The sequence below is a fragment of the Marinobacter sp. MA genome, from assembly GCF_048298425.1.
Taxonomy (GTDB): domain Bacteria; phylum Pseudomonadota; class Gammaproteobacteria; order Pseudomonadales; family Oleiphilaceae; genus Marinobacter; species Marinobacter salsuginis.
This window is the reverse complement of sequence record NZ_CP103058.1, coordinates 1,967,801-1,990,063: the sequence shown is the minus strand read 5'-3', so window position 1 is coordinate 1,990,063 and position 22,263 is coordinate 1,967,801. Positions and strand designations below refer to the sequence as shown.

General features: G+C 57.1%; 20 protein-coding genes and 2 tRNA genes. 8 read left to right on the top strand and 14 right to left on the bottom strand.

The window, feature by feature from the left end; genetic code table 11:
• Positions 1-111 precede the first annotated feature (111 nt).
• Entirely contained in the window at positions 112-930 is an 819-nt protein-coding gene (locus NUW46_RS09280; protein WP_305966143.1) for a hypothetical protein, read from the top strand.
• A 154-nt stretch (positions 931-1,084) separates the two neighbouring features.
• Positions 1,085-1,516: a universal stress protein gene (locus NUW46_RS09275; RefSeq protein WP_418141919.1), complete on the top strand. Its 432-nt coding sequence runs from the start codon at positions 1,085-1,087 to the stop codon at positions 1,514-1,516.
• 59 nt (positions 1,517-1,575) lie between these two features.
• Here NUW46_RS09275 and NUW46_RS09270 read toward each other — a convergent pair whose 3' ends face one another.
• From NUW46_RS09270 to NUW46_RS09245, 6 genes are all read right to left on the bottom strand, one after another.
• A complete protein-coding gene (locus tag NUW46_RS09270) occupies positions 1,576-2,244 on the bottom strand; it encodes a DUF6901 family protein (RefSeq protein WP_418141918.1) in 669 nt (222 codons plus the stop codon).
• Positions 2,241-4,193: an ATP-binding cassette domain-containing protein gene (locus NUW46_RS09265; protein WP_418141917.1), complete on the bottom strand. Its 1,953-nt coding sequence runs from the start codon at positions 4,191-4,193 to the stop codon at positions 2,241-2,243. Before NUW46_RS09265 ends, NUW46_RS09270 begins: the two co-directional genes overlap by 4 nt.
• 8 nt (positions 4,194-4,201) lie before the next feature.
• Entirely contained in the window at positions 4,202-4,996 is a 795-nt protein-coding gene (locus NUW46_RS09260) for an MOSC domain-containing protein (RefSeq protein ID WP_418141916.1), read from the bottom strand.
• Positions 4,997-5,132: 136 nt separating this feature from the next.
• Positions 5,133-5,208: transfer RNA gene (locus NUW46_RS09255), tRNA-Gly, on the bottom strand.
• 58 nt (positions 5,209-5,266) lie between these two features.
• Complete coding sequence (locus NUW46_RS09250) at positions 5,267-5,983, bottom strand: murein L,D-transpeptidase catalytic domain family protein (RefSeq protein ID WP_083231877.1); 717 nt, start codon at positions 5,981-5,983, stop codon at positions 5,267-5,269.
• A 146-nt stretch (positions 5,984-6,129) separates the two neighbouring features.
• Positions 6,130-6,732 carry a DUF924 family protein gene (locus tag NUW46_RS09245; protein WP_069184998.1) on the bottom strand — a complete coding sequence of 201 codons (603 nt, stop codon included), beginning with the start codon at positions 6,730-6,732 and terminating at the stop codon, positions 6,130-6,132.
• Between the two features lie 132 nt (positions 6,733-6,864).
• Between NUW46_RS09245 and NUW46_RS09240 the strand changes: the two genes are divergently transcribed.
• The 3 genes from NUW46_RS09240 to NUW46_RS09230 all read left to right on the top strand — a co-directional run bounded on the left by NUW46_RS09240 (position 6,865) and on the right by NUW46_RS09230 (position 8,382).
• Positions 6,865-7,239 carry a sirohydrochlorin chelatase gene (locus NUW46_RS09240; RefSeq protein WP_136629536.1) on the top strand — a complete coding sequence of 125 codons (375 nt, stop codon included), beginning with the start codon at positions 6,865-6,867 and terminating at the stop codon, positions 7,237-7,239.
• Between the two features lie 50 nt (positions 7,240-7,289).
• Positions 7,290-8,207, top strand: a complete 918-nt coding sequence (locus tag NUW46_RS09235; RefSeq protein WP_418141915.1) for a TIGR01777 family oxidoreductase — start codon at positions 7,290-7,292, stop codon at positions 8,205-8,207.
• Positions 8,208-8,306: 99 nt separating this feature from the next.
• Positions 8,307-8,382 (top strand) — tRNA-Glu (locus NUW46_RS09230).
• A gap of 50 nt (positions 8,383-8,432) precedes the next feature.
• Here NUW46_RS09230 and ccoM read toward each other — a convergent pair.
• Positions 8,433-8,585: a cytochrome c oxidase subunit CcoM gene (gene ccoM / locus NUW46_RS09225; protein WP_167352726.1), complete on the bottom strand. Its 153-nt coding sequence runs from the start codon at positions 8,583-8,585 to the stop codon at positions 8,433-8,435.
• A 239-nt stretch (positions 8,586-8,824) separates the two neighbouring features.
• Here ccoM and NUW46_RS09220 point away from each other — a divergent pair, with 239 nt between their 5' ends.
• From NUW46_RS09220 to pta, 3 genes are read left to right on the top strand one after another with little or no spacing between them, the layout of a single operon-like run.
• Entirely contained in the window at positions 8,825-11,236 is a 2,412-nt protein-coding gene (locus tag NUW46_RS09220; RefSeq protein ID WP_136629534.1) for an EAL domain-containing protein, read from the top strand.
• Positions 11,237-11,263: 27 nt separating this feature from the next.
• A complete protein-coding gene (locus NUW46_RS09215; RefSeq protein WP_418141914.1) occupies positions 11,264-12,460 on the top strand; it encodes an acetate/propionate family kinase in 1,197 nt (398 codons plus the stop codon).
• 27 nt (positions 12,461-12,487) lie between these two features.
• On the top strand, positions 12,488-14,650 hold the full coding sequence (gene pta / locus NUW46_RS09210) for a phosphate acetyltransferase (RefSeq protein WP_418141913.1): 2,163 nt from the start codon (positions 12,488-12,490) through the stop codon (positions 14,648-14,650).
• A 21-nt stretch (positions 14,651-14,671) separates the two neighbouring features.
• Here the strand turns inward: pta and der are convergent, their stop codons facing one another.
• From der to pilW, 7 genes are read right to left on the bottom strand one after another with little or no spacing between them, the layout of a single operon-like run.
• A complete protein-coding gene (gene der / locus NUW46_RS09205) occupies positions 14,672-16,093 on the bottom strand; it encodes a ribosome biogenesis GTPase Der (RefSeq protein ID WP_069184993.1) in 1,422 nt (473 codons plus the stop codon).
• Positions 16,094-16,102: 9 nt separating this feature from the next.
• Entirely contained in the window at positions 16,103-17,275 is a 1,173-nt protein-coding gene (bamB, locus tag NUW46_RS09200) for an outer membrane protein assembly factor BamB (RefSeq protein WP_305966148.1), read from the bottom strand.
• On the bottom strand, positions 17,275-17,931 hold the full coding sequence (locus NUW46_RS09195) for a YfgM family protein (protein WP_069184991.1): 657 nt from the start codon (positions 17,929-17,931) through the stop codon (positions 17,275-17,277). Before NUW46_RS09195 ends, bamB begins: the two co-directional genes overlap by 1 nt.
• 52 nt (positions 17,932-17,983) lie before the next feature.
• A complete protein-coding gene (gene hisS / locus NUW46_RS09190) occupies positions 17,984-19,264 on the bottom strand; it encodes a histidine--tRNA ligase (protein WP_305966149.1) in 1,281 nt (426 codons plus the stop codon).
• A 49-nt stretch (positions 19,265-19,313) separates the two neighbouring features.
• Positions 19,314-20,432: a flavodoxin-dependent (E)-4-hydroxy-3-methylbut-2-enyl-diphosphate synthase gene (ispG, locus tag NUW46_RS09185; RefSeq protein ID WP_069184989.1), complete on the bottom strand. Its 1,119-nt coding sequence runs from the start codon at positions 20,430-20,432 to the stop codon at positions 19,314-19,316.
• A gap of 35 nt (positions 20,433-20,467) precedes the next feature.
• Complete coding sequence (locus NUW46_RS09180; protein ID WP_418141912.1) at positions 20,468-21,499, bottom strand: RodZ domain-containing protein; 1,032 nt, start codon at positions 21,497-21,499, stop codon at positions 20,468-20,470.
• Complete coding sequence (gene pilW, locus NUW46_RS09175; protein WP_418142023.1) at positions 21,489-22,262, bottom strand: type IV pilus biogenesis/stability protein PilW; 774 nt, start codon at positions 22,260-22,262, stop codon at positions 21,489-21,491. The genes NUW46_RS09180 and pilW overlap by 11 nt, the downstream gene beginning before the upstream one ends.
• Between the last annotated feature and the right edge of the window lies 1 nt (position 22,263).

The following is a 22,263-nucleotide window of genomic DNA, read 5'->3' as shown; positions in this document are numbered from 1 at the left end:
TTTACGGGCGACAACGCCGCCAAAACTGCTTGATTGGCTGACGCAGTTACTTTACCTTCGATCTACGACTTTGGTCCACAATAATAAAACCGCATTACGGAGACCCATCCGATGAAAGACGCCAACCTGCGGATACGCTCCCTCGTAGCCGTATTTATTTTCCTTGCACTGACGTCCATGGGCGCCCGCGCCCAGGATAGCGCCGACGGATTTCTCTCCGATCTTCATAATTTCCGGGTCAGCAATTACGTAGCTCTGGATGCGTACTACCGTTTCAGTGGAACCGGGGACACCGACACCCTGAACGAGATCGTACAGGGCATCAACTCGGCCAATGACTCCATGAACTCCGTTGCTGGTAGCGACTCGGGAGTACTGTCGGCCGAGGAGCTGGAGGGGCTGAATCAGGAATTCGACAAGTTCAAGAACCTGATGCGCGACAATATCAACGATGTGCGTAATCAGGGTTATCCGGATCTGCGCCTCGTCTCCGATATGGCCAACCAGGCGCTGACCATGAACGAAAAAGCCACCGAGCTTTACCGGGTGGCACAGGAGAGCTCCCAGACCGACACCAATCCGAGGGTTGAAGCGGCCCGGTCAGCTGCCGTAAAGATGGCCCAGATGATGGCCAAGTACTCGGTCAGGACCAACTCCTCGGTTGCCCAGACCTTCCAGGGTTCTTCCACCGAAACCCCGCTGGACGAGCAGGCCCGGGAGCTGGATGAATTGCTGGCTTCGGTCAAAAAGGGCGAGGGAACACAAGAACTTAAAGCAGTAATTGACGACATCTCATCCAAGTGGCAATTCATTCGCGGATCCTACATCAACTACAACGAAAACAACGTGGGTTTTGTGATCGACCGGTATTCCAAGGGCATCCTCAAGGGCCTGGCCACAACCATTGAACTTCTTCAGGGTAACGCCTGAACACCTACCCCGTTTTCTGGCAGGCGTAATTGCCTGCCAGAAAAGCAGTTTTCCGCTTCTGTTTTTGATACCCGTCAGTTTCCCGCTACACTTTCCCGACCGAATTTAAGGTACTATCCTCAGAACAATACCCCGTGTGCGAAGGAGCGAAACGATGTCTGCCTATAAAAAGATGCTTGTTGCCATTGATCTCACTGAAGAGGCGCCTCAGGTGCTGGACAAGGCAAAGGCCGTGAGCGAAGCCCATGGTGCCGAGCTGATGCTGGTCCACGTGGTTGAGCCGGTCGGGTATGCCTATGGTGGTGACATCCCGATGGACCTGACGGAACTGCAGGATCAGCTCGACAAAGCGGCGCGCGAGCAGTTGGGAACCTACGGGGATCAGTACGGCGTCGCAAAGACCAATCAGGTAGTGACGGTCGGTCGCCCGGAATCAGAAATTCACCGGCTCGCCAAGGAGCAGGAAGTGGATCTGGTGATCGTCGGCAGTCATGGGCGAAAGGGTTTCCAGCTGTTGCTGGGCTCAACCGCCAACGGGGTCCTTCATGGAACCGAATGCGATGTTCTGGCCGTTCGAATCCACTAACGGTTCGTAAATAGAAGGCCCGGGTCTTACCCCGGGCCGGCTCAATGGGACAGCGGTTATCAGGCTCCCTCCCCGCCCATCTTAGCCTCCAGTTTGCGCAGCTGGCTTTCCAACGAAAAGCTGACGCTTGAGGCCATTGAAAAGAAGTTCAGCAGCGCCTTCAGGTTGCTGTCTCCCTTGCAGACCGAGTGGATACGCTGCCACAGGGCCTGGTTAACCAGTTGCAGCCGCTGATTCCTCTCCACAAGCCCTTTCAGCTCCCAGTCCGGGGTCTGGTGATTCCGTTTCGAAAAATACTGCTGCAACAGGTAGTGGGAAACACTGCGCATGATGAATTCGTCGGTATTTGCAAACGGCAGGTGATGAACAGCCATCGGCTTGAGCTCTGACAGCACCGGACACCCGCTGGTCGCCATCTTCAATCCAAGCAGCGAACGGAGCGCCTCCTCCAGGGCAGTCTGCTTCACATAGCTGCGGCGGTCATCCGTTACCTTTACTTCAACCTTCTGATAGGCGTCCTCATCCCGGAAGGCCTCTACAACAGGCAATATTTCTGTTGCTGCCGGGCAGTGAGTAGATTCCGACGCTTTCAGCGGGCAGTTGCTACACTGGCAATGCTCCAGTTTTGTCCATGAGGGCAGCGAGCCCGAGGGCCGGGACGGTTTGTCCGTTACTTTGAATTCTACAGTACGGCCGTCCTGAAACTTGAAATCGTAGTGTACGTTCATTGGTTTGCCTGTTCTTCCAGCTCCATCCACCGCTCAATGACCTGCTCCAGACGGCTTTCCTTTTCCGTCAGTGCTTCCAGAGTGGCCGAGACTTCATCCGGTGGGCCTGAATAAAAATCAGCCTGGGAAATTCTTTCCTGCAGGCCGGCGACTTCCTGCTCGAGTGCCTCGATCTGCCCTGGCAACTGCTCGAGCTCCAGTTTGAGCTTGTAGCTCAGCTTAACGGGTTTGCTTTTCTGGGGCTGCCCTCCCCCTTTTTCGCCATCCTCAGCTTTCGGTGATTCGGCCTTGCCGGTATCGCCAGGGCTTTTACCGGTTTTATCCTGCTTGTCCGGCCGATTGCCGGTCGCTTCCGATGGGAAACAACCGCCCTGCCGACGCCAATCGGTATAGCCACCGACGAACTCACGCACTTTGCCCGATCCATCGAGGAAAACCGTTTCGGTGATCACATTATCAAGAAACTCACGGTCGTGACTGATCACAATCACGGTGCCGGCAAATTCCGCCAGCTGTTCCTCCAGCAACTCCAGCGTTTCCACATCAAGATCGTTGGTTGGCTCATCAAGCACCAGGATGTTGGCGGGCTTGCTGAACAGCTTCGCCAGCAGCAGACGGGCGCGCTCCCCTCCGGAAAAGACGCTTACCGGCGATCTGGCGCGTTCCGGGGTAAACAGGAACTCCTGCAAATAGCCGAGCACATGTTTGCTCTGGCCGTTGATTTCGATGAACTCCCGACCCTCGGACAGGTTATCCAGTGCGTTCCGTGACAGATCCAGCTCACCTCGCAACTGATCAAAGTAGGCAACCTGAAGATTGGTTCCCAGACGAATGGAACCCTCGGTTGGTTCCAAATCTCCCAACAGGAGTCGCACCAGGGTGGTCTTGCCCGTGCCATTCTCGCCAACGAGCCCGATCTTGTCCCCTCGCAGGATGGTAAGGTTCATATCTCGGATTACCGGGCTGCCACCCGGATAGGCAAAGCCCGCGTCCCTGGTTTCGACCACCAGCTTGCCGGAACGCGCCGCGTCCTCCACCGAAAAGCTCGCAGTGCCACCCCGAACCCGGCGCTGCCGGTGTTCTTCGCGCATGGCTTTCAGGGCCCGAACACGCCCCATATTACGGGTCCTGCGGGCCTTGATACCCTGCCGAATCCAGGCCTCTTCCTGTTTCAGACGCTTGTCGAATAAGGCATTCTGCCGCTCTTCTTCTTCCAGCGCCTTTTCTTTCAGATCGAGGTAGCGATCATAGGTGGCGGCAAAGCTCACCAGCTTGCCCCGGTCGAGCTCCACAATCCGGGTCGCCATACGACGTATAAACGCACGATCATGGCTGACGAACAACATGGCGCCCCGGAATTGCCCAAGAGCCTCTTCCAGCCAGGCAATGGCGGGTACATCCAGATGGTTTGTGGGCTCATCCAGCAACAGTATGTCCGGATCGGCAACCAGCGCCTTGGCCAGCAAAACCCGGCGTTGCCATCCACCGGACAGGGTATTCAGTGTCTGGTCCGGGTCGACGCCGTACTGCCCAAGAATGGTGGTAACTTTCTGATCGAGGCGCCAGCCATCCAGTGCCTCCAGGCGCTCTTGAACTTTCATCAGCCGGTCGAGACTCGCCTCATCGGCTTGCTGGGACAGTTGATGGAATTCAGCGAGCAGCTGGCCCGTTTCCGGAAAGGCGCCAGCGACCACTTCATAGGCGGTACGGGAGTCTTCCGAAGGCAGGTTCTGCGGAAGTACTGCCAGAACAGCGCCGTCGTCGAGACGCACCACGCCACCGTCGGGTACCACTTCCCCACTGACAATCTTGAGCAGCGTGGATTTTCCCTCGCCGTTGCGCCCCAGCAAACATACGCGCTCGCCGGCATCAATGACCAGGGAGGCCTGATCCAGCAACGGATGCATTCCATAAGCCAGGGATACTGAGTCCAGCGTTAACAGTGGCACGTTTGGTTTTACTCCGATTTATTGACAGTAACGGGATCACCCACCCGAATAATGCCCGGTGATTCGTGAATGGCGTTCTGGCCAAAGATGACGCCCTCCTGGGTTCTCCGATAGCCCGAGAGCGTCCTGAGTGGTTGCAGGGCAGCATCCTTCTGGCCCGTCGAGGGATCCACGGTGGTCATGACACAACGCGAACAGGGTTTGACCACACTCAGGCGGTTGGCGCCGATTTTCAGGCTCTGCCAGTTGTCCTCCTCCCAGGCCTCAGCACCCTCAACCACTATGTTAGGACGGAACCTGCGCATCTCTACTGGTGCGTCGAGCCGGTTATTAAGCTCTGCCAGGGAGGCGGTATTGGCCACCAGAAACGGGAACCCGTCAGCGAAGCCCACCCGCCGATATTCATCAACCCGGCCCGCATCAACACGGCGAAAGGAACTGTCCGGCATAAAGACCAGGCGAACGGGCTTGCCGCAGAAGCGGCTCAGGGCGTCGTTTGCCTCCGGCAAACCCGTCTGGGCCTTCACCCAGTCTCGCCAGACCAGAACCCGAACCTCTTCCTCTGTGGCAGTCAGGGCAAACTCTCCCTCATCGGGAATACTGATGACCACCCGGTCATCATCCAGACGGGTTCCTACCCGGGCGAGTTCCGGATGCTCTCTCTGGGTAACAAACCGGCGATCATCATCGACGATCATCCACCGGCGATCCCCAACAGGCCCGAAATCATCGGTATTGAAACAGGAAACTTCAATGCCAGACAGGGATTTGACGGGGTACACGAACAGCGAATGGACCTTCATGACGGGCAGCCTCCCCCAAAGAATCAGGATACGAAACAGGCTGCTGAGTATACCTGACCACACACCCTGGCGCCGAGTTTGGACGTGCCCGAAAACGAAAAAACCCGGTCCTTTTCAGGACCGGGTTTTTTGAATCTGGAGCGGGAAACGAGATTCGAACTCGCGACCCCAACCTTGGCAAGGTTGTGCTCTACCAACTGAGCTATTCCCGCAATGCTGATCGGCTGTAACCGACAACGGAGGCGTATTCTACGGATCCCGACGAAGGCGTCAACCACTTTTTTTCAGGTTTTTTCCAGCCAGCGTCTTGTTGTCGCATTTCAGGAACCCGGAACTGTGCAGCCACTCCTGGTCGGGATAGTACTTGAACACCAATTGCCCGCCCTTCAGGTTGTCTACCACCCGTTTGACGATCTGGTTATCCACGGCCGGGCACCCATGGCTTCGCCCGATGCGGCCATATTTGCTGACCCAGTCATCATTAACATAGTCGGCGCCATGAATCACGATGGCACGCTGCCTGGCAAGATCATTGATCCCCGGCTCAAGACCATCGAGCCTGAGCGAGTAACCGTGTTTTCCGAAGTAGGATTCCCGGGCCTGGAAAAGGCCGATGCTGGACTGATGGCTGCCCTCTACGTTGGAGAAAGCAGTCGATTCAAAATTCCCGGAGTTCTTGCCGTGTGCAACAAGATCACGCAACAGCAACTCTTCCTTCTCCAGGTCAAAGATCCACAGCCTCTCCTGACTGGAGGGCAAGGAGAAATCGATAACCGCCAGGCGCTCGGGCATTTGAACGCCGTTGGACACAGCGCAACGGGAAGCATTGATCGCTGTCTTGAGAACCACTTTGTCAATTTTCGGTGCGACTTCACTGAGGCGATCAAGAAGTTGCTCGTCAAGCGAAGCGCCAAACGATGAAAAAGGTAGCGCAGCACACACGGCCAAAAACAGCCCTGCAGTCGAAAAACGCCGCGTTCTATGCATTACATATCCCCGATAACTTAATGGAAAGCCCAACGTTGTCTTGCAGGCCTGTCACAATTCAGTGTTGCGCATTTTATCAGGGAAAATTGCCAACCCCGTCAGAATGTACGTTTTTTATACAAAACTTTAAGGAAACTGCGATCATCTCATTGACCGAACCGTCGCCCACCTTCCAGGTAATTCTGCTCCTCCGGTGTTGAGGTCCTGCCCAGGGCCTTGTTGCGGTGGGGGAAACGGCCGTACTGCTGGATTATGGCCCGATGATCCCGGGCGGACTGCAGAAAACTGCCCATGAAATCGGCAAGAATACCCTGGGTCGACCGTGCAAGCTGTTCATAGCATTCCACGGACATATCCTGATCCTCCTTGAGCTCGGAATGCTGCAGGGGCATATACAGAAACGCCCTGTGGACCGGTGCGAGCATCATATCCTGCCCCTTCTGCATCGCTTGCCGGCAAAGCTTTCGGGCCTGCCGGTCCTGATCGAAGGCCATGGCACCGCCACGGAATATATTCCGGGAAAACTGATCGAGCAGGATGATCTCCGCGAGTATCCCGCCGGCCTCACTTCGCCAGTGGTCGAGACCCTGCTCGGAGGCGAAAAGCACCATCGACAGGAAACGCCGACGGATTTCCTGGTCGAACCGTCGATCCGATCGGAACCACTTGTTCCGATGGTCACTGTCCGGCAGTCCATGTTCGTCCAACTCGCCAAACCAGAAATCCAGAATCTCTTTCCAATCGAACATTCAGCGTCACCCTGTTACTTTAAATAGTGCCGGAGTTATTGCCGGAGGCCGGAGATAGTACCGAGCCCCACCCGAGGCCGGCATCCCGGACTTACGACAGGCCCCGTAAAATTGACTACTTCAGGAGCGGCAATGAACAGCCCCCGCATTATTCTGTTGGCCCATGGAAGCAGTGACAAGCGCTGGTGTGAGACCTTTGAAAAGCTTGCAGCTCCAACCCTCGCCTCTGTCGACAACGCGCGCGTTGCCTACATGGAACTCGCCGAACCATCCATAGACACCGTTGTAGGAGAAGGTGTTGCGGAAGGAGCCACCGAATTTACCATCATCCCCCTGTTCCTTGCTGCTGGGCGACACTTGCGCAAGGACGTTCCCGCGATGATTGAGGACCTCGAGAAAGAGCATGGCGCAACCATCCAACTCGCGCCTCCAATCGGAGAAAATCCCCTGTTGGGACAGGCGATCCGGGAGGTTGTTATGCTTCAACTGGAACAGACGCCAGCCTGAGTCGGGCTTTTGCAAACAAACGCGGCCATTGGACGACAGGAGCAACAAAAATGTCGAAAAGGATTCTGATTACCGGCGGCACCGGGTTTATCGGTCATGTTCTGTGTCGCGAATTGCTGGCACGGGACTACGAACTGACGGTTTTCAGCCGGCAACCTCCGGAAACGGTGAAGTCCAGTTGCGGCCGGGTTGAAGCAGTCAGCGACCTCCAGCAGCTTCGTTCCCACCCGGGATACGATGCTGTTATCAATCTTGCCGGTGAAGGCATCGCGGACAAGCGTTGGTCTGAGACTCGCAAGCAGGAACTGCGGGACAGCCGTATCGGTGTAACGGAAACGCTGGTTGAAGTTATCCGCAGTTGGGAGCGGGCGCCAGAGGTACTGGTCTCAGGATCAGCCGTGGGCTTCTACGGGGATCAGGGAGCCGCGACCGTCACTGAAGACACCAGCCCAAATGATGAATTTACTCACCGCTTATGTCGCGACTGGGAAAATGCCGCCAAACCTCTCGCCGACGATGGCGTGAGGGTCTGCTTTTCAAGAACCGGAGTGGTGGCAGGCCCCGGCGGTGGCTTTCTGGAACGTATGATACTGCCCTTCAAACTTGGACTTGGCGGGCGCCTGGGAAGCGGTACACAGTACATGCCCTGGATACACCGGGATGACGTCGTCGGGGCCCTCATCTGGATGATGGAAAACCCGAACGCGTCTGGTCCATTCAATGTAGTGAGCCCTAACCCGGCAACCAACGCAGAATTCACCCGAACTCTCGGGAAGGTTCTGCATCGCCCCACCCTTTTCCCGGCGCCCGCACCGGTACTCAAGGTTGCGCTGGGAGAAATGGCGCGCCTCCTGCTCACCGGACAAAAAGCGATTCCAGAGAGGCTTACACAGGAAAAGTTTGAATTCCGGTATCCAGACCTTGAACAGGCCCTTGCTCAATCCGTCTCTCCGGGGTCATCCCGATGAGACGGAGCACGAACTTTTTTCACAAAAGGCGTTGACACTGCCCTGAGGCTTACTTAATATACGCGCCACCTCGACGAGGCAAGGTGTTGAAAACGTTGCGTCCCCTTCGTCTAGTGGCCTAGGACTCCGCCCTTTCACGGCGGCAACAGGGGTTCGAACCCCCTAGGGGACGCCAATTTTTCTGCCTTGATGTGTCAGGGAAACAAATGTTTCCCCATGACACGATCAGACCGGTTTATGGCCGTGCTTCCCTTCTTTTCTGTCCTGGTGTCCGTGCTCCTTCTGATCTTTCATCACGAAGATGCCCACACCAACGAAAAAGCCAACCATCAGCAGTACAGTCGCAATACCCGCGATAACAACGGCGTCCATATACATTTTGCTTCTCCTTCCGGCAATTAACTTGATTAAACTCAGGTTACGCCCGGCACGCCCGCAAGGTATTGATCCAGGTCAACGTATTTGTCAGGCTCGAAGTACGCATAAATACTGAACCACAACACATTTCCTTCGATTTTTCCTGCATTTGCAAGGCATTTGAAAGAAACTGCTGCTATAGTCGGAATCAAAGGAAGTGTCCGATCTCCTAACCGGTCTGGGTGGCTGAAGTTCAATACATGCCAAAACTGTCGACGCGTCTTCAACGTTTTCGCACAGGCTCGCCCCTGTCTTTCAGGCTGCTGGCCTGGATTCTTCTGTTCAGTTCCGCCTTTACGCTGGTGGCCTCCGCGCTTCAGATCTACTCCGATTATCGAAAAGATCTATCCCAGATCGACAATCGCATGCAGGTGGTTGAGTCTGGCTACGCCTCCAGTCTGGCGCGCAGTCTGTGGGCCCTTGACCAGAAGCTCCTGCAAACCCAGATGGAAGGCATTCTGAGCTTGCCCGATGTGGTGCATCTTCGGCTGCGAATCGAACCCGACTCCGAGCTGGTTATGGGTGAGATCCCACGGGACGCGAAAACCACTTCCCACAGCTTCAATCTGGTTCACCAGGGCGATGAAATGTTCAAACTGGGCGAGCTTACGGTGACCGCCGATCTGGACCGCGTCTACGATGAACTCAAGCGGAAGGTGGGTGTAATTCTCCTGACCCAGTTTCTCAAGACGTTTTTTGTTTCCATCCTGATCATCTGGATCTTCCAGCACTTCGTGGCACGCCATCTGACCACCATGGCGAATTACGCGCGGGAATTCTCCCTGAAAACGACCTCCAGGCCACTGACACTGGACAGGCCCAACACACCCTCAAACCGAAACGACGAGCTCGGCCGGGTTACGGACGCGATCAATCAAATGCGTGAACGGCTCAACGCGGATATGGAGCGTCAGCAAAAAGATGCGGCGGAGATCCGGAAGTTTTCCAAGGCCATCGAACAAAGCCCCTCGTCGGTTCTCATCTGCGACAGGCAGTGGCGCATCGAGTTTGCAAACCAGAAATTTACTCAGCTGACCGGCTACGATGCCTCGTCGATTGTGGGAAAACATCCCGGCGCGCTTGGAAACAACGAAATCGAAAACCGTGAAAGCCGGCATCTGTGGCAATCAATTCGCTTACAGGTACAGAGGGTCGGTGTCTGGCAGGGTGAAGTAAACAGCGTGCGTCGAAACGGCGAACGTTTCTGGGAGCAACTGATCGTCACTCCGATCAAGGACGAATCCGGCAGTACGACCGGATACCTCATCCTGGGCGAGGACATCAGCATTCGCAAGCGCTATGAACAGCAGCTGCTGCGCCAGGCCAACTACGACATCCTCACTGGCCTGCCCAACCGGATGCTGGCCCTGGACCGACTGAAGCTGGCTTTGGCCCAAGCGCGCCGGGAGAGCACCCTCGTGGGCGTGATGTTCCTCGATCTCGACAACTTCAAACACATAAACGACACCCTCGGCCACGATGCCGGCGACAACCTGTTGATTGAAGCAGCCCGTCGAATTTCCAGCTGCCTCCGCGGCACCAGTACCGTTGCCCGGCTGGGCGGCGATGAGTTTCTGGTGATCCTGCCCGGCCTGACCGGCCCGGAGGCGTCATCCCAGGTGGCAGAGCGTATTCTGAAAACCTTTTCGCCGCCCTACATTCTCAATGGCCAGGAAGTGTTCGTAACGACCAGCATCGGGATTGCGATTTTCCCGACCGACTCGGATAACAGTGGCACACTCTTGCAACACGCCGACGCAGCCATGTACCAGGCCAAGCACAAAGGCAAGAGCTCCTTTGCCCACTTTGCGCCGGAGATGACCGAAGTCTCTCACGAACGCCTGAAGATGGAGTCCAGCATGCGCAGGGCTCTGGAACTGAAGGAATTCGAACTGTATTTCCAGCCGATTGTGAATACCGATTCCGGTACGCTTTGCTCGGTGGAGGCCTTGCTGCGCTGGAATAATCCGGCCATGGGCATGGTGATGCCTGATCGATTCATTCCGCTGGCCGAGGAAACCGGCCTGATAACGCCGATCGGCGAATGGGTTCTTGAGGAAGCCTGTCGGGCCGCAGTGGGCTGGAAACAGGCCACTGGCAAAGACATTGGGATTTCCGTGAACGTCTCCCCGCGCCAGTTCCGGGATCCTGGCTTTACCGAGGCCGTGATGCACGCCCTTGCTGCCAGCGGCCTGGCACCCGAACAGTTGGAGCTTGAAATCACCGAACGACTGATTCTGGACAACTCTATTGAGACCGCCGAAATCCTGCGCCAACTGGACAAAGCCGGGATCCGCTTGTCAGTGGACGATTTTGGTACAGGCTACTCGGCACTCAGCTATCTCAAGAGCTACCCGTTTGATACGCTGAAAATTGACAAGTCCTTCGTCCAGGACGTCATGAAAGAGCCCGAGGATGCCTCACTGGTCCGGGCCATCATCAACATGGCCCATAGCCTGGGCCTGCGGGTGATTGCAGAAGGGGTGGAAGAAGAGGCCCAGACCCACTTCCTGAAAAAGGAAGGTTGCGACTTCTCACAGGGATACTTCTACAGTCGGCCTCTGCCAGCTCCGGATTTTGATGCCTGGCTGGCCAGCAATCACCGGGTATAGATTCGAAATCGTTGGAGCCCCACTCCCATGGAAGACACCGTACTTGTCGTGAACTGCGGCAGCTCATCCCTGAAACTCGCCCTGTTCGATTGCCAACATAACAAGCTGGCTTCTGCCCTCGCCGAGCGCCTCGGTCAGAACGATGCGTTTGCCCATGTTGAAGGCCTGGACAAAGCCATTCCCCTGGACCCAGGCGCCAGTCACGATCAGGCGCTCAATACACTGGTTACGGTATTTCAGGATGAAGGACTGATGGCGTCGGCTCCCACGGCCGTTGGCCACCGGGTAGTTCATGGCGGCGAGACCTTCCGTGAGGCTGCGCTTATTGATGACGATGTTATCACTGCCATTGAGGACTGCGCGGGCCTTGCGCCCCTGCACAATCCGGTCAACCTGTCCGGAATTCGCGCAACCCTGGCCCGGTTTCCCGACGTGCCCCAGGCAGCGGTTTTCGACACCGCCTTTCACCAGACACTGCCCAAAAGAGCATATCTCTATGCGGTGCCGGAAGCCTGGTATCGCGATTGGGGAATTCGCCGGTACGGATTCCACGGCACCAGTCATGCGTTTATGGCATCCGAGGCTGCTTGTCGGCTGGGCAAAACACCGGCAACCATCTCGGTCATTTCGGCCCACCTGGGTAACGGGTGCAGTATTGCAGCCATCCGCGATGGGATCAGTGTGGACACCAGCATGGGCCTTACGCCGCTGGAAGGCCTGGTAATGGGAACCCGAAGCGGGGATGTCGACCCGGGCCTGTTCGACTTTCTCCGCGGCAAGGGAATCGCCGCTGACGAAGTACACCGGGTCCTGAACCAGGAAAGCGGCCTGCTGGGTCTTTCCGGCCAGACCAACGACATGCGCTCGCTCTGTGAGCTGGCAGACCATGGCCATGAGCCATCTCAAATCGCCATTGATGTGTTCTGCTTCCGCCTGGCCCGTTACATTGGCGGCATGATGGCTTCCCTGAGCCATCTGGACGCGCTCGTCTTTACTGGCGGCATCGGGGAAAACAGTGCCCGGATCCGGGCCGAAACCATTCACCACCTCAAGCTCATGGGATTTGAACTCAGCCCGGACCTCAATAATCATCAAGGCGAATTCAGCGACGGTCGGATCGAAAGCGCCGACTCCCGGTTTCCCGTGTTGGTCATCCCCACCAACGAGGAACTGGTTATTGCGCGGGAGGCCTCGCGGCTTGCCGGCGCTCTTACGCCCGGCTGACCCATACGCATCATCAGGATTACCATCATGGCAAAGAGTCTCTTTCTCGCACCGACATCCATGGATTCAGGGCTCACGTCGGTCTGCCTCGGCGTGCTGCGCGCCCTGGAACGGGTCGGCGTGAGCGTTGGCTTTTACAAACCTTTCTGTCAGACCGTTCACCATGCCGAATCCATGCACAACGCAGGTCAGGACACCTCGGTCTCTTTCGTAAGGGCCAGCAGCCATCTGAATCCACCAGATCCGATTGCGCTCAAGGAAGCGCAGCAACTGCTCAACAGGGGCAAATCCGATTACCTGCTCGAGACAGTGGTCGGCGAATACCAGAAAGTTGCGCGCGACGTGGACGTCGTCATCATTGAGGGATTGGTCCCAGACCGCAGCGAAGCCTATATTGCCCGGCTGAACGTGGAGGTCGCCCGCAATCTTGGTTCCGAGGTCATCCTGGTGAGCACGCCCAAAAACCTGGACGCCCGGCAAATGGATGAGGAACTGGATTTTTCATCCCGCCTGTTTGCCAACCCAAGCGACCCGGATGTCATCGGCGTCATCCTGAACAAGGTGGGAGAACCAGAACACGCGGCCCTTGAACCTAGGTCCAACAGCAAACCCCATACCCCGTCTACCATCGATTACCGCGGACAGTGCAAAGTGTTCAGTGAGGGCCGCTTTCGGCTGATTGCGGAGATTCCCTGGCAGCCCGAGCTGCTTGCACCCCGCGTCTCCGACATAGCCAGAGAGCTGGGGTTACCGGTTCTCAATGAGGGGCAGATGCACGACAGGCGGGTCCAGAAGGTATCCGTGTGTGCCCGAAGCATTCGCAATATGACCGAAACCCTGAGGCCCGGTACTTTGCTGGTCACCCCGGGTGATCGGGAAGACATCGTGGTGACCACTGCTGTCGCAGCCCTGAACGGCGTCCCACTGGCTGGTTTGATGCTCACTGGCGGTCTGATGCCTGACCGGCGTGTGATCGAGCTCTGCCACCGGGCACTCGAAACGGGGCTGCCGGTGCTTGGCTCCGATGCCAATACCTATGAGACGGCTCACATGCTGGCGAATCTGTCTTCCGCCATTCCCGTTGATGACCCCAACCGGATTGAAAAAGCGATGGAGGTGGTCGCCACCCGGATAGACACCGATTGGTTGCAGCAGCACCTTAAAGTGGCACGACAGAACAGGCTGTCCCCGCCCGCTTTCCGGTATCAGCTGTCAGAACGCGCAAGGGCAGCAAACAAGCGCATCGTACTGCCGGAAGGCAGCGAGCCACGAACCGTGCAGGCCGCTATCATCTGTCATCAACGCAAGCTGGCCCGGTGTGCCCTGATCGGAAATGCCGCTGAGATCAGGCGCGTGGCGGCTTCCCAGGATCTGGAACTGCCCGAAGATATGGAAATCATTGATCCGGCTGAAGTGCGGGAGCGTTATGTCGACCCGATGGTCGAATTGCGCAAGCATAAAGGCCTCACTCCGGACATGGCCGAAGCGATGCTCGAGGACAACGTCGTTCTCGGTACCATGATGGTAGCGCTGGGTGAAGCCGATGGGCTGGTTTCAGGTGCCATCCACACAACCGCGAACACAGTCCGCCCCGCCCTTCAGCTCATCAAGACCCATGACCACGCAAAAGTGGTTTCTTCGGTGTTTTTCATGCTGCTTCCGCAACAGGTCGTGGTCTACGGGGACTGCGCCATCAACCCGGATCCGAATGCCGAGGAACTGGCAGACATCGCTATCCAGAGCGCTGAATCGGCGGAAGCCTTCGGCATCGAGCCCCTGGTCGCAATGATCAGCTACAGCACCGGGGAATCCGGCAGTGGCCAGGACGTGGACAAGGTGAGAGAAGCCACGAGGATAGCTCGTGAGCGCAGACCGGATCTTTTGATAGACGGGCCGCTTCAGTACGACGCTGCGGCCATCGAGAGCGTGGCAAGGAGCAAGGCGCCAGACAGCAAGGTAGCCGGCAAGGCCACGGTGTTCGTGTTCCCGGATCTGAATACCGGCAACACTACCTACAAGGCGGTTCAGCGCAGTGCCAATGTGGTCAGTATCGGGCCAATGCTGCAGGGTTTGCGAAAGCCGGTCAACGATCTGTCCCGGGGCGCACTGGTGGAGGATATTGTGTTTACCGTCGCCTTGACTGCGGTTCAGGCAAAGCAGGTTGAAAACGCTGAAGCGGGCAAGGGATAAACCCTGAGCCCGATCACCAAATCAGCGTTTGAGACTCTTCTGGCGCTGTTTCTTTGGACGACGGCCTTTCTTCTCGTCGTTGTCCTTCTTCACCTTCTGACGTGGGGTCAGGCGATCCACTTTACCGGCAAACGGGTTTTCACCCGATTTGAATTCAAAGCGAATTGGTGAACCGGTCACTTTCAGAACCTTCCGGAAGGTATTCTCAAGGTACCGCTTGTACGCCCCTGGCAGTGAATCCACCTGGTTACCGTGAACCACAATGACCGGCGGGTTGGACCCGCCCTGGTGGGCGTAACGGAGTTTAATTCGGCGTCCGTGCACCATGGGTGGCTGATGCTGGGCAATGGCATCCTGGAGAATGGCCGTCAGGCGGTTGGTCGGCCATTTCGCCATAGCAGACTCGTAGCAGGCTTCCACCGACTCGTACATCACACCCACGCCAGACCCGTGGAGCGCCGAAATATAGTGCTTATCAGCGTAATCCAGGAAGTCGAGGCGACGCTGCACCTGCTCCTTTACACGGGCACGGTCTTCCGGGTCCATGCCGTCCCATTTGTTGATGGCGATCACCAACGAGCGACCGGCATCAAGAACAAACCCGATCAAGTGGAGGTCCTGATCCACCAGGCCTTCCCGGGCGTCAATGACCAGGATAACCACATGGGCATCGTCAATTGCCTGCAGTGTCTTGATAATGGAGAACTTCTCCACCACTTCACTGACATTCTTGCGGCGGCGGACACCTGCGGTATCAATCAGAGTGTACTGACTGCCCTGGCGCTCGTACGGAATGTAAACGCTATCCCGGGTAGTGCCCGGCATGTCGTAAACCACGACACGTTCTTCACCGAGCATCCGATTGACCAGGGTGGACTTGCCCACATTCGGCCTGCCGACCACGCCAATGCGGATGCCGGGGTAACGATCAGCCCGATCCTCTTCCTCCCGCTCCTCCTCGGAGGGCAGCAGGATTTCGAGCATCGAACGGATACCCCGGTTGTGGGACGCGGCAATCAGGAACGTGGATTCAAAGCCCAGGCTGTAGAAATCCGATGCCGCAATGTCCGGATCCTGGCCATCGGTCTTGTTCACAACCAGATGAGCCTGCTTTCCGGACCTGCGAAGACTGTCTGCAATGAGTTCATCGCCCGCGGTCAGACCGGCACGACCGTCCACCAGAAACAGAACAATGTCAGCCTCTTCTACCGCCTGCATGGACTGACGCGCCATTTCAAGATCGAGGCCCTGCTCGTCACCGGTAAGACCACCGGTGTCTATGACGATGAAGCGCTGCCCCTCATAGCTGCCCTCACCGTATTTGCGGTCACGGGTAAGCCCCGGGAAGTCCGCAACCAGGGCATCCCTGGAACGGGTCATCTGATTAAACAATGTCGATTTGCCAACGTTGGGGCGTCCGACAAGGGCAATAACTGGGGTCATAATTGGGGATCAATCCTGCGGTTTAACCTGGAATACGGCCATCTTTCCGCTGTTGCCAAAAACCAGCAGGTTACCATTGGCAAGACGCTGTGCCGGTACGCGGATACCCTCATCGTCGAACTCCAGCTGGCCGACCAGCTTGCCGTTCTGACGGTCTATGGCGTGCAGGTAGCCTTCGAAATCGCCTACCACCAGGTAGTCTTCGTAAACCATTGGCTGGGTCAGTTGGCGCCAGGCGAGACGATCCTGGGTCCAGACTTCCCGACGGTCCGAGCCTCTCAGGGCAACAATGTCGCCATTGGCCGAGGCCAGATAGATCTCGCCGCCGCCAATCATCGGGGAATAGAGGCTGGAAGCTTTCCGGCTCCAGATTTCCTGCCCGGTACGAATATCAACGAGGGCAAGTTTACCCTGGTAACCAACCACCATGACGGCGGTTTCAATGACCAGGGGCTGCCCCGCCACATCGACCAGCCTTTCCAGCTCGGTGCGCCCCTGGGGCTGGCCCACTTCATACTGCCACATCGGTTGACCCGAGCCTGCGGCCAGGGCAATCAGTTTACCGCTGGCAAAAGAAGCTATGACCACGTCACCACCAACCAGCGGGGCTGCGGCGGCCCGCATCGAAAGGACCGGAACGGTACCGTCGTACTGCCATAACTTTTCGCCATCGGCGGCGCTGAACCCGAGAACCTTGCCATCAGTGGTCTGGGCGACAACCAGAGAGCCATTGGACTGAGGTGCGGACAACACTTCCGTCGGCAGTGGCTGGCGCCAGATTTCGGTGCCATCTTCACGGGAGAGCGCCACCAGATCAGCGTTCTCGGTGGTCAGGTAGAGATTCTCCCCATCACCGCCGAGACCAGAGAAGATGCGCTCCTCAAATTCTGATTCCCAGACAACCTTGCCGGAATCCGACGCCACGGCGTACAGCTCCCCGTCCGCCGAAGCAGCGTAGATCAGATCGCCGGTGTTCAGGGGTGCCAGGTAGAGAAAATCGCCATCATGACCGTCGCCCACGGACATGCTCCAGACTCTCTTGAATTCGGCTGTCGCCTCAATTTCAGGAACCGGAACAGGTTGTTCGAAGGTATCCGTCGTGCTACAGCCGGAAAGTGCCGCCAGAAGCGCCAGCCCCATCAGCAGTCCGCGTTTCGAAATCCTGTCGCGGAGGAGTGGCATCAGGCATCCTCCCCGACACCGAGGTCAGCCAGTTTCAGTTCCAGAATGCCACTGCGGCCCTGTTGGCTCTGTTCACGGGCAGCAAGATAGGCTTCGCGAGCGCCCTCCTTGTCGCCCTGCGCCAGCAGGATGTCGCCGCGCAGCTCGGAGTACATGGCAGCAAACGCGTCGGCATTACCGGCACCATCGATGGTGGCCAGCGCCTCTTCGTACTGGCCCGCGGAAAACTGGGCGCGAGCCAGGCGATTGCGCACCACAAGCGCCAGTGCTTCGTGTTCGCCGGTCTTGTCCAGCGCCCACTTCAGGGAATCAACAGCAGCTTCGGCATTGCCTTCCTGCATCAATTGCTGGCGTGCCAGGATCAGATTGCCGTAAACCGCATAGGCACTGTCCGTGTAATCTTCTCTCAGGGTCTGCGCCACGAAAGCGACGGTCTCGCCGCTGGTTTCATCGGCCTGGTCACTGAAGGCATTCAGCAGGTTGGCGAACTGGTTCGCTGCCTCGGTGCGCTGCTGGGCCTGATGGTTCTGCCAGGCCTGCCAGCCAAACACGATGGCCAGGGCCGCACCAATGCCGATCAGCAGGGAACTGCCGTTCTTCTTCCACCAGTCCTTGATCGCCTGGATCTGTTCTTCTTCGGTGCGCAACTCTGCCATGAGGACTCCTGTTGTCGAATTTTTGCTTTTGTATCAGTAAATTTGGTCGGATTCAGTTTGCCAGCGCCGTGGCCAGCGCAGCGGCCAACTCGTCCTGGGCCATTTCGGTCTGAGGCTCATCAGCACGCAAGGGTTTCAGTCCCGCAGTTCCATTGGCCACCTCATTCTCACCCAGAATCACTGCGTACCTGGCGCCACTCCGGTCAGCCTTCTTCATCTGGCTTTTAAAACTGCCGCCCCCGCAGTGAGAAACGATAACTCGCTCCGGCAAGGCTGCACGCAGTTTTTCAGCCAATATGAGCGCTGGCGCCAACGCCCCGTCTCCCATAGCCGTCACATACACATCGGCGTTGCTGTTCACGTAATCCGGGACCAGCCCAAGCGTTTCAAGCAGCAGGATAAGGCGCTCCAGACCCATCGCAAAGCCTACGGCGACTGTCGGTTTGCCACCCAGCTGTTCCACCAGGCCATCGTATCGGCCACCGGCGCACACGGTACCCTGGGCACCGAGACTGTCGGTTATCCATTCGAAGACGGTCTTGCCGTAATAATCCAGGCCCCGAACCAACGCCGGGTTAACTGAATACGCCACGCCCGCAGCATCCAGCAACGATTTCAGACGCTCGAAATGCTCCCGGGATTCGTCATCAAGATAGTCGTCGAGGCTGGGCGCGTTTTCCAGGATCTTGCGGGTGGAAGGATCCTTGCTGTCCAGGATCCGCAAGGGATTAGACTCCAGGCGCCGCTGACTGTCTGCATCGAGGTCTGACTTGAACTGGCTCAGATACTCTACAAGGGCTGTCCGGTAAACCCGTCGAGATTCGGACGTTCCAATGGAATTGATTTCCAGACGGGTATGCTCGGCAAGTCCGAGCTCTTTCCAGAGTCTCGCGGTAAGGATCAGCAATTCGGCATCGATATCAGGACCAGTCATCCCGAAACATTCCACGCCGATCTGGTGGAATTGGCGATACCGCCCCTTTTGCGGACGTTCATGTCGGAACATGGGGCCCGTGTACCAGAGTCGACGGGTCTGGTTGAACAGGAGGCCGTGTTCCTCGGCCGCCCGGACACAACCGGCTGTACCCTCCGGACGCAAAGTCAGGCTGTCACCGTTGCGGTCTTCAAAGGTGTACATTTCCTTTTCGACAATGTCGGTGACTTCACCAATCGACCGCTTGAACAGGTCGGTCTGTTCCACGATCGGCATGCGGATTTCCTGGTAGCCATACTGGGACAGCACCCTGCGTACCGTGGATTCTACAAACTGCCATACGGGCGTCTGCTCCGGCAGGATATCGTTCATCCCGCGAATTGCCTGAATCTTTGCCAATGTTAACCCTTAAATCTGTCTGGATGGTTGTGCCCGGGAATGGAAACGATCAGTTGTCCGAACGGGCAATGATCGATTCTTCCTGTTCCTTGCGACGTGCCACTTCCTCGCGAATCAGGCGCTCCAGATCATCGGTCAACGTGGCATTGTCCAGCTTCTGGTTCGGTTTGCCCGCCATATAGAAAAGATTCTTGGGGCTGCCACCGGTCAGTCCGAGGTCGGCAACTTTGGCCTCACCCGGGCCGTTGACGATGCATCCGATGATGGCCACATCGAGGGAGTCATTCACATCCTCCAGCCGCGCTTCCAGGTCATTCATGGTCTGGATGACATCGAAGTTCTGGCGGGAACAGCTCGGACAGGCAATAAAATTGATGCCCCGGCTGCGCAGGCGAAGACTCTTGAGAATATCGAACCCCACCTTGATTTCCTGCACCGGATCCGCCGCCAGTGATACGCGTATGGTGTCGCCGATGCCATCCATCAGAAGCATGCCCAGCCCAATGGAGGACTTGACGGTGCCCGAGCGCAGGCCACCGGCTTCGGTAATACCCAGATGGAGCGGCTGTTCTATCTGCTGGGCGATCTTACGGTAGGCATCCACGGTCATGAACACCTCGGAGGCTTTCAGGCTGACCTTGAAGTCCTGGAAATCATGACGGTCGAGGATATCGATATGGCGCATGGCGGATTCCACCAGCGCGTCTGCCGTGGGTTCACCGTATTTACGCTGAAGAGACTTTTCCAGGGAACCGGCGTTTACACCGATCCGAATCGGAATGTTGCCGTCCCGCGCCGCGCTGATAACAGCACTGACGCGATCATCCCGGCCGATATTGCCCGGATTGATACGTAGACAGTCTACACCCAGCTCCGCCACCCTGAGCGCGATCTTGTAATCGAAATGGATGTCGGCGACCAGTGGCAGGGATACCCGCTCCCGAATCTTTCCGAACGCCTCTGCAGCGTCCATGGAAGGCACAGAAACCCGCACGATGTCCGCACCCGCTTCCTGCAATGCCGTGATCTGGCCAACCGTGGCCTCCACGTCACAGGTGTTGGTGTTGGTCATGCTTTGCACCGCGATCGGCGCGTCGCCACCCACAGGAACATTGCCCACCATGATCTGGCGGGATTTGCGTCTGGTAATCGGGGAATCCTGTTTCATGTCTTGCTGACCGATATAGAAAATTTGATCAAGTTTCAGATTGTCAGGGTAAATTCTGACCGGTTATTGACAACCCGGTAGCCGCCGATATCCACGGGCTCACCCTGGAAACGGATGGATTCGACCGCATCGACCGCACCAATAACAACCCTGAGCGGCGCTGGTCCGGCAACATCGATCTGGTCTCCGTTCCGCTGAAGCGAATTCACCAACCGGTTACCCGCAGCATCACTGACCTGAACCCAACAATCGTCGCTGAAGCGAATCTGAAGCCGGCCTGTGTCCGCCACTTCAGAAAAGCCATTTGGATTTTCAAGAACCGGATCCGGCGTCTGAACAACCGCCGGAATCTGCTCGGTCACCGGGTCGACCGGCTCCTGAACGGAGTCTTCAACGACTGCAGTGTCTGCCGTGGCCTGAGCCTCGCCAGCATCCAGTTCAACTTGTTCTATCGACGGCTCCTGGGGCTCTGCAACCTCAGGCTCAGATTCCACTACTGCAGGCTCAGGCTCTTCAACGGTTGCTACAGCCTGAGGCTCGGAACGCTCTGGCTCAGCCGACGCTGTCAACTGCTCAGTTGCCCCCTGCTCTTCCTCCTCAGGCAACGCCTCAGACTCCGTTACCGCCTCCGAGGGTGCGGCATCCTGTTCAGGAAGCAGGAAGGTAAACGCCAGATAACCGGCAATCCCCAGGACGACCAGAAAGAACAGGGCCTTGGCCAGCTGGCGTTTCCGACGCCTGCGGCGCTCGATATCAACCAGAGGATTAGCTTCCTGCTCCTGTTCGCGCTGTTGCCGGATTGGCTCCAACTCCTGATCCAGATCGGCGATTACCGCATCCGCATCCAGCCCAACCTGTCTTGCATAAGCCCTGACATACCCTTTCAGAAAGAGTTCACTGTCAATCTGGCTGTAATCTCCCGACTCGATCGCCTGGATCACCGAGGGGCGCAGATGCTGCGCTGCGGCGACATCTCCGGTGCTCAAACCGGCTTTTTCCCTTGCTTTCTGTAGCTGCTGCCCTACGGGGTCCTTCATCGCTGGCTGTGGATTTTCTTCAGTTGCCATTAGAAATCAGCACCTTATATTGTTGGTATTCGACTGACTCCGGAAACTTATTTCTGAGCTGAAGTGCAAGGCTCGCTTCCTGGTCTTCATCACTGTAATAGCGGGCAATACGAATGCCGGTAAGAAGACTCTCCGGTGAGTGAACCAGACGCTGATTTCTCTGCATCATTGAAATCAGGCGCGAATAGTAACGGGCCGCATCGTCGTAGTCACCGGTCTCAACAGACACCCGTGAAAGCGCCAGCAGGGATCGGGCATCCCCCCGCGTCAGCTCAACCGCCCGGCGATAAGATATGGCGGCAGCCTCCAGTTCTCCGAGCCGCTCCTGAGTCATGCCAAGGTTAAAGAACACCGAACCCCGGTCCTGGTAACCGGTATCCCTTGATGCAGCGCGGAACTGGTCGCGCGCATCTTCCATCCGGTTCTGGCCGAACAGGAAAGCACCGTAGTAGACTCGCGCCCTGGTATAGCCCGGATCCTCGGAAATAGCTTGTTTGAAATTGCGCTCCGCAAGCTCGGGTTCACTCTCGGCGTTGTAAACAAGACCCATCGCGGCCCTGGCTCCAGGGTCATCTGGATCGAGCTTCAACGCCCTGTCGAGGTGATGACGCGCACGCTCGAGGTTGCCCTGTCCTATATAGGCTGTAGCCAGTTTGACATAGTTATCCAGTGCTTCCTGCTTATCCGCTTCCCGTGAAAACCGACTGTCGGTGGTGGTAACGCAACCTGTAACCAGCACAGTCAGCAGCACGGCCACTAACATG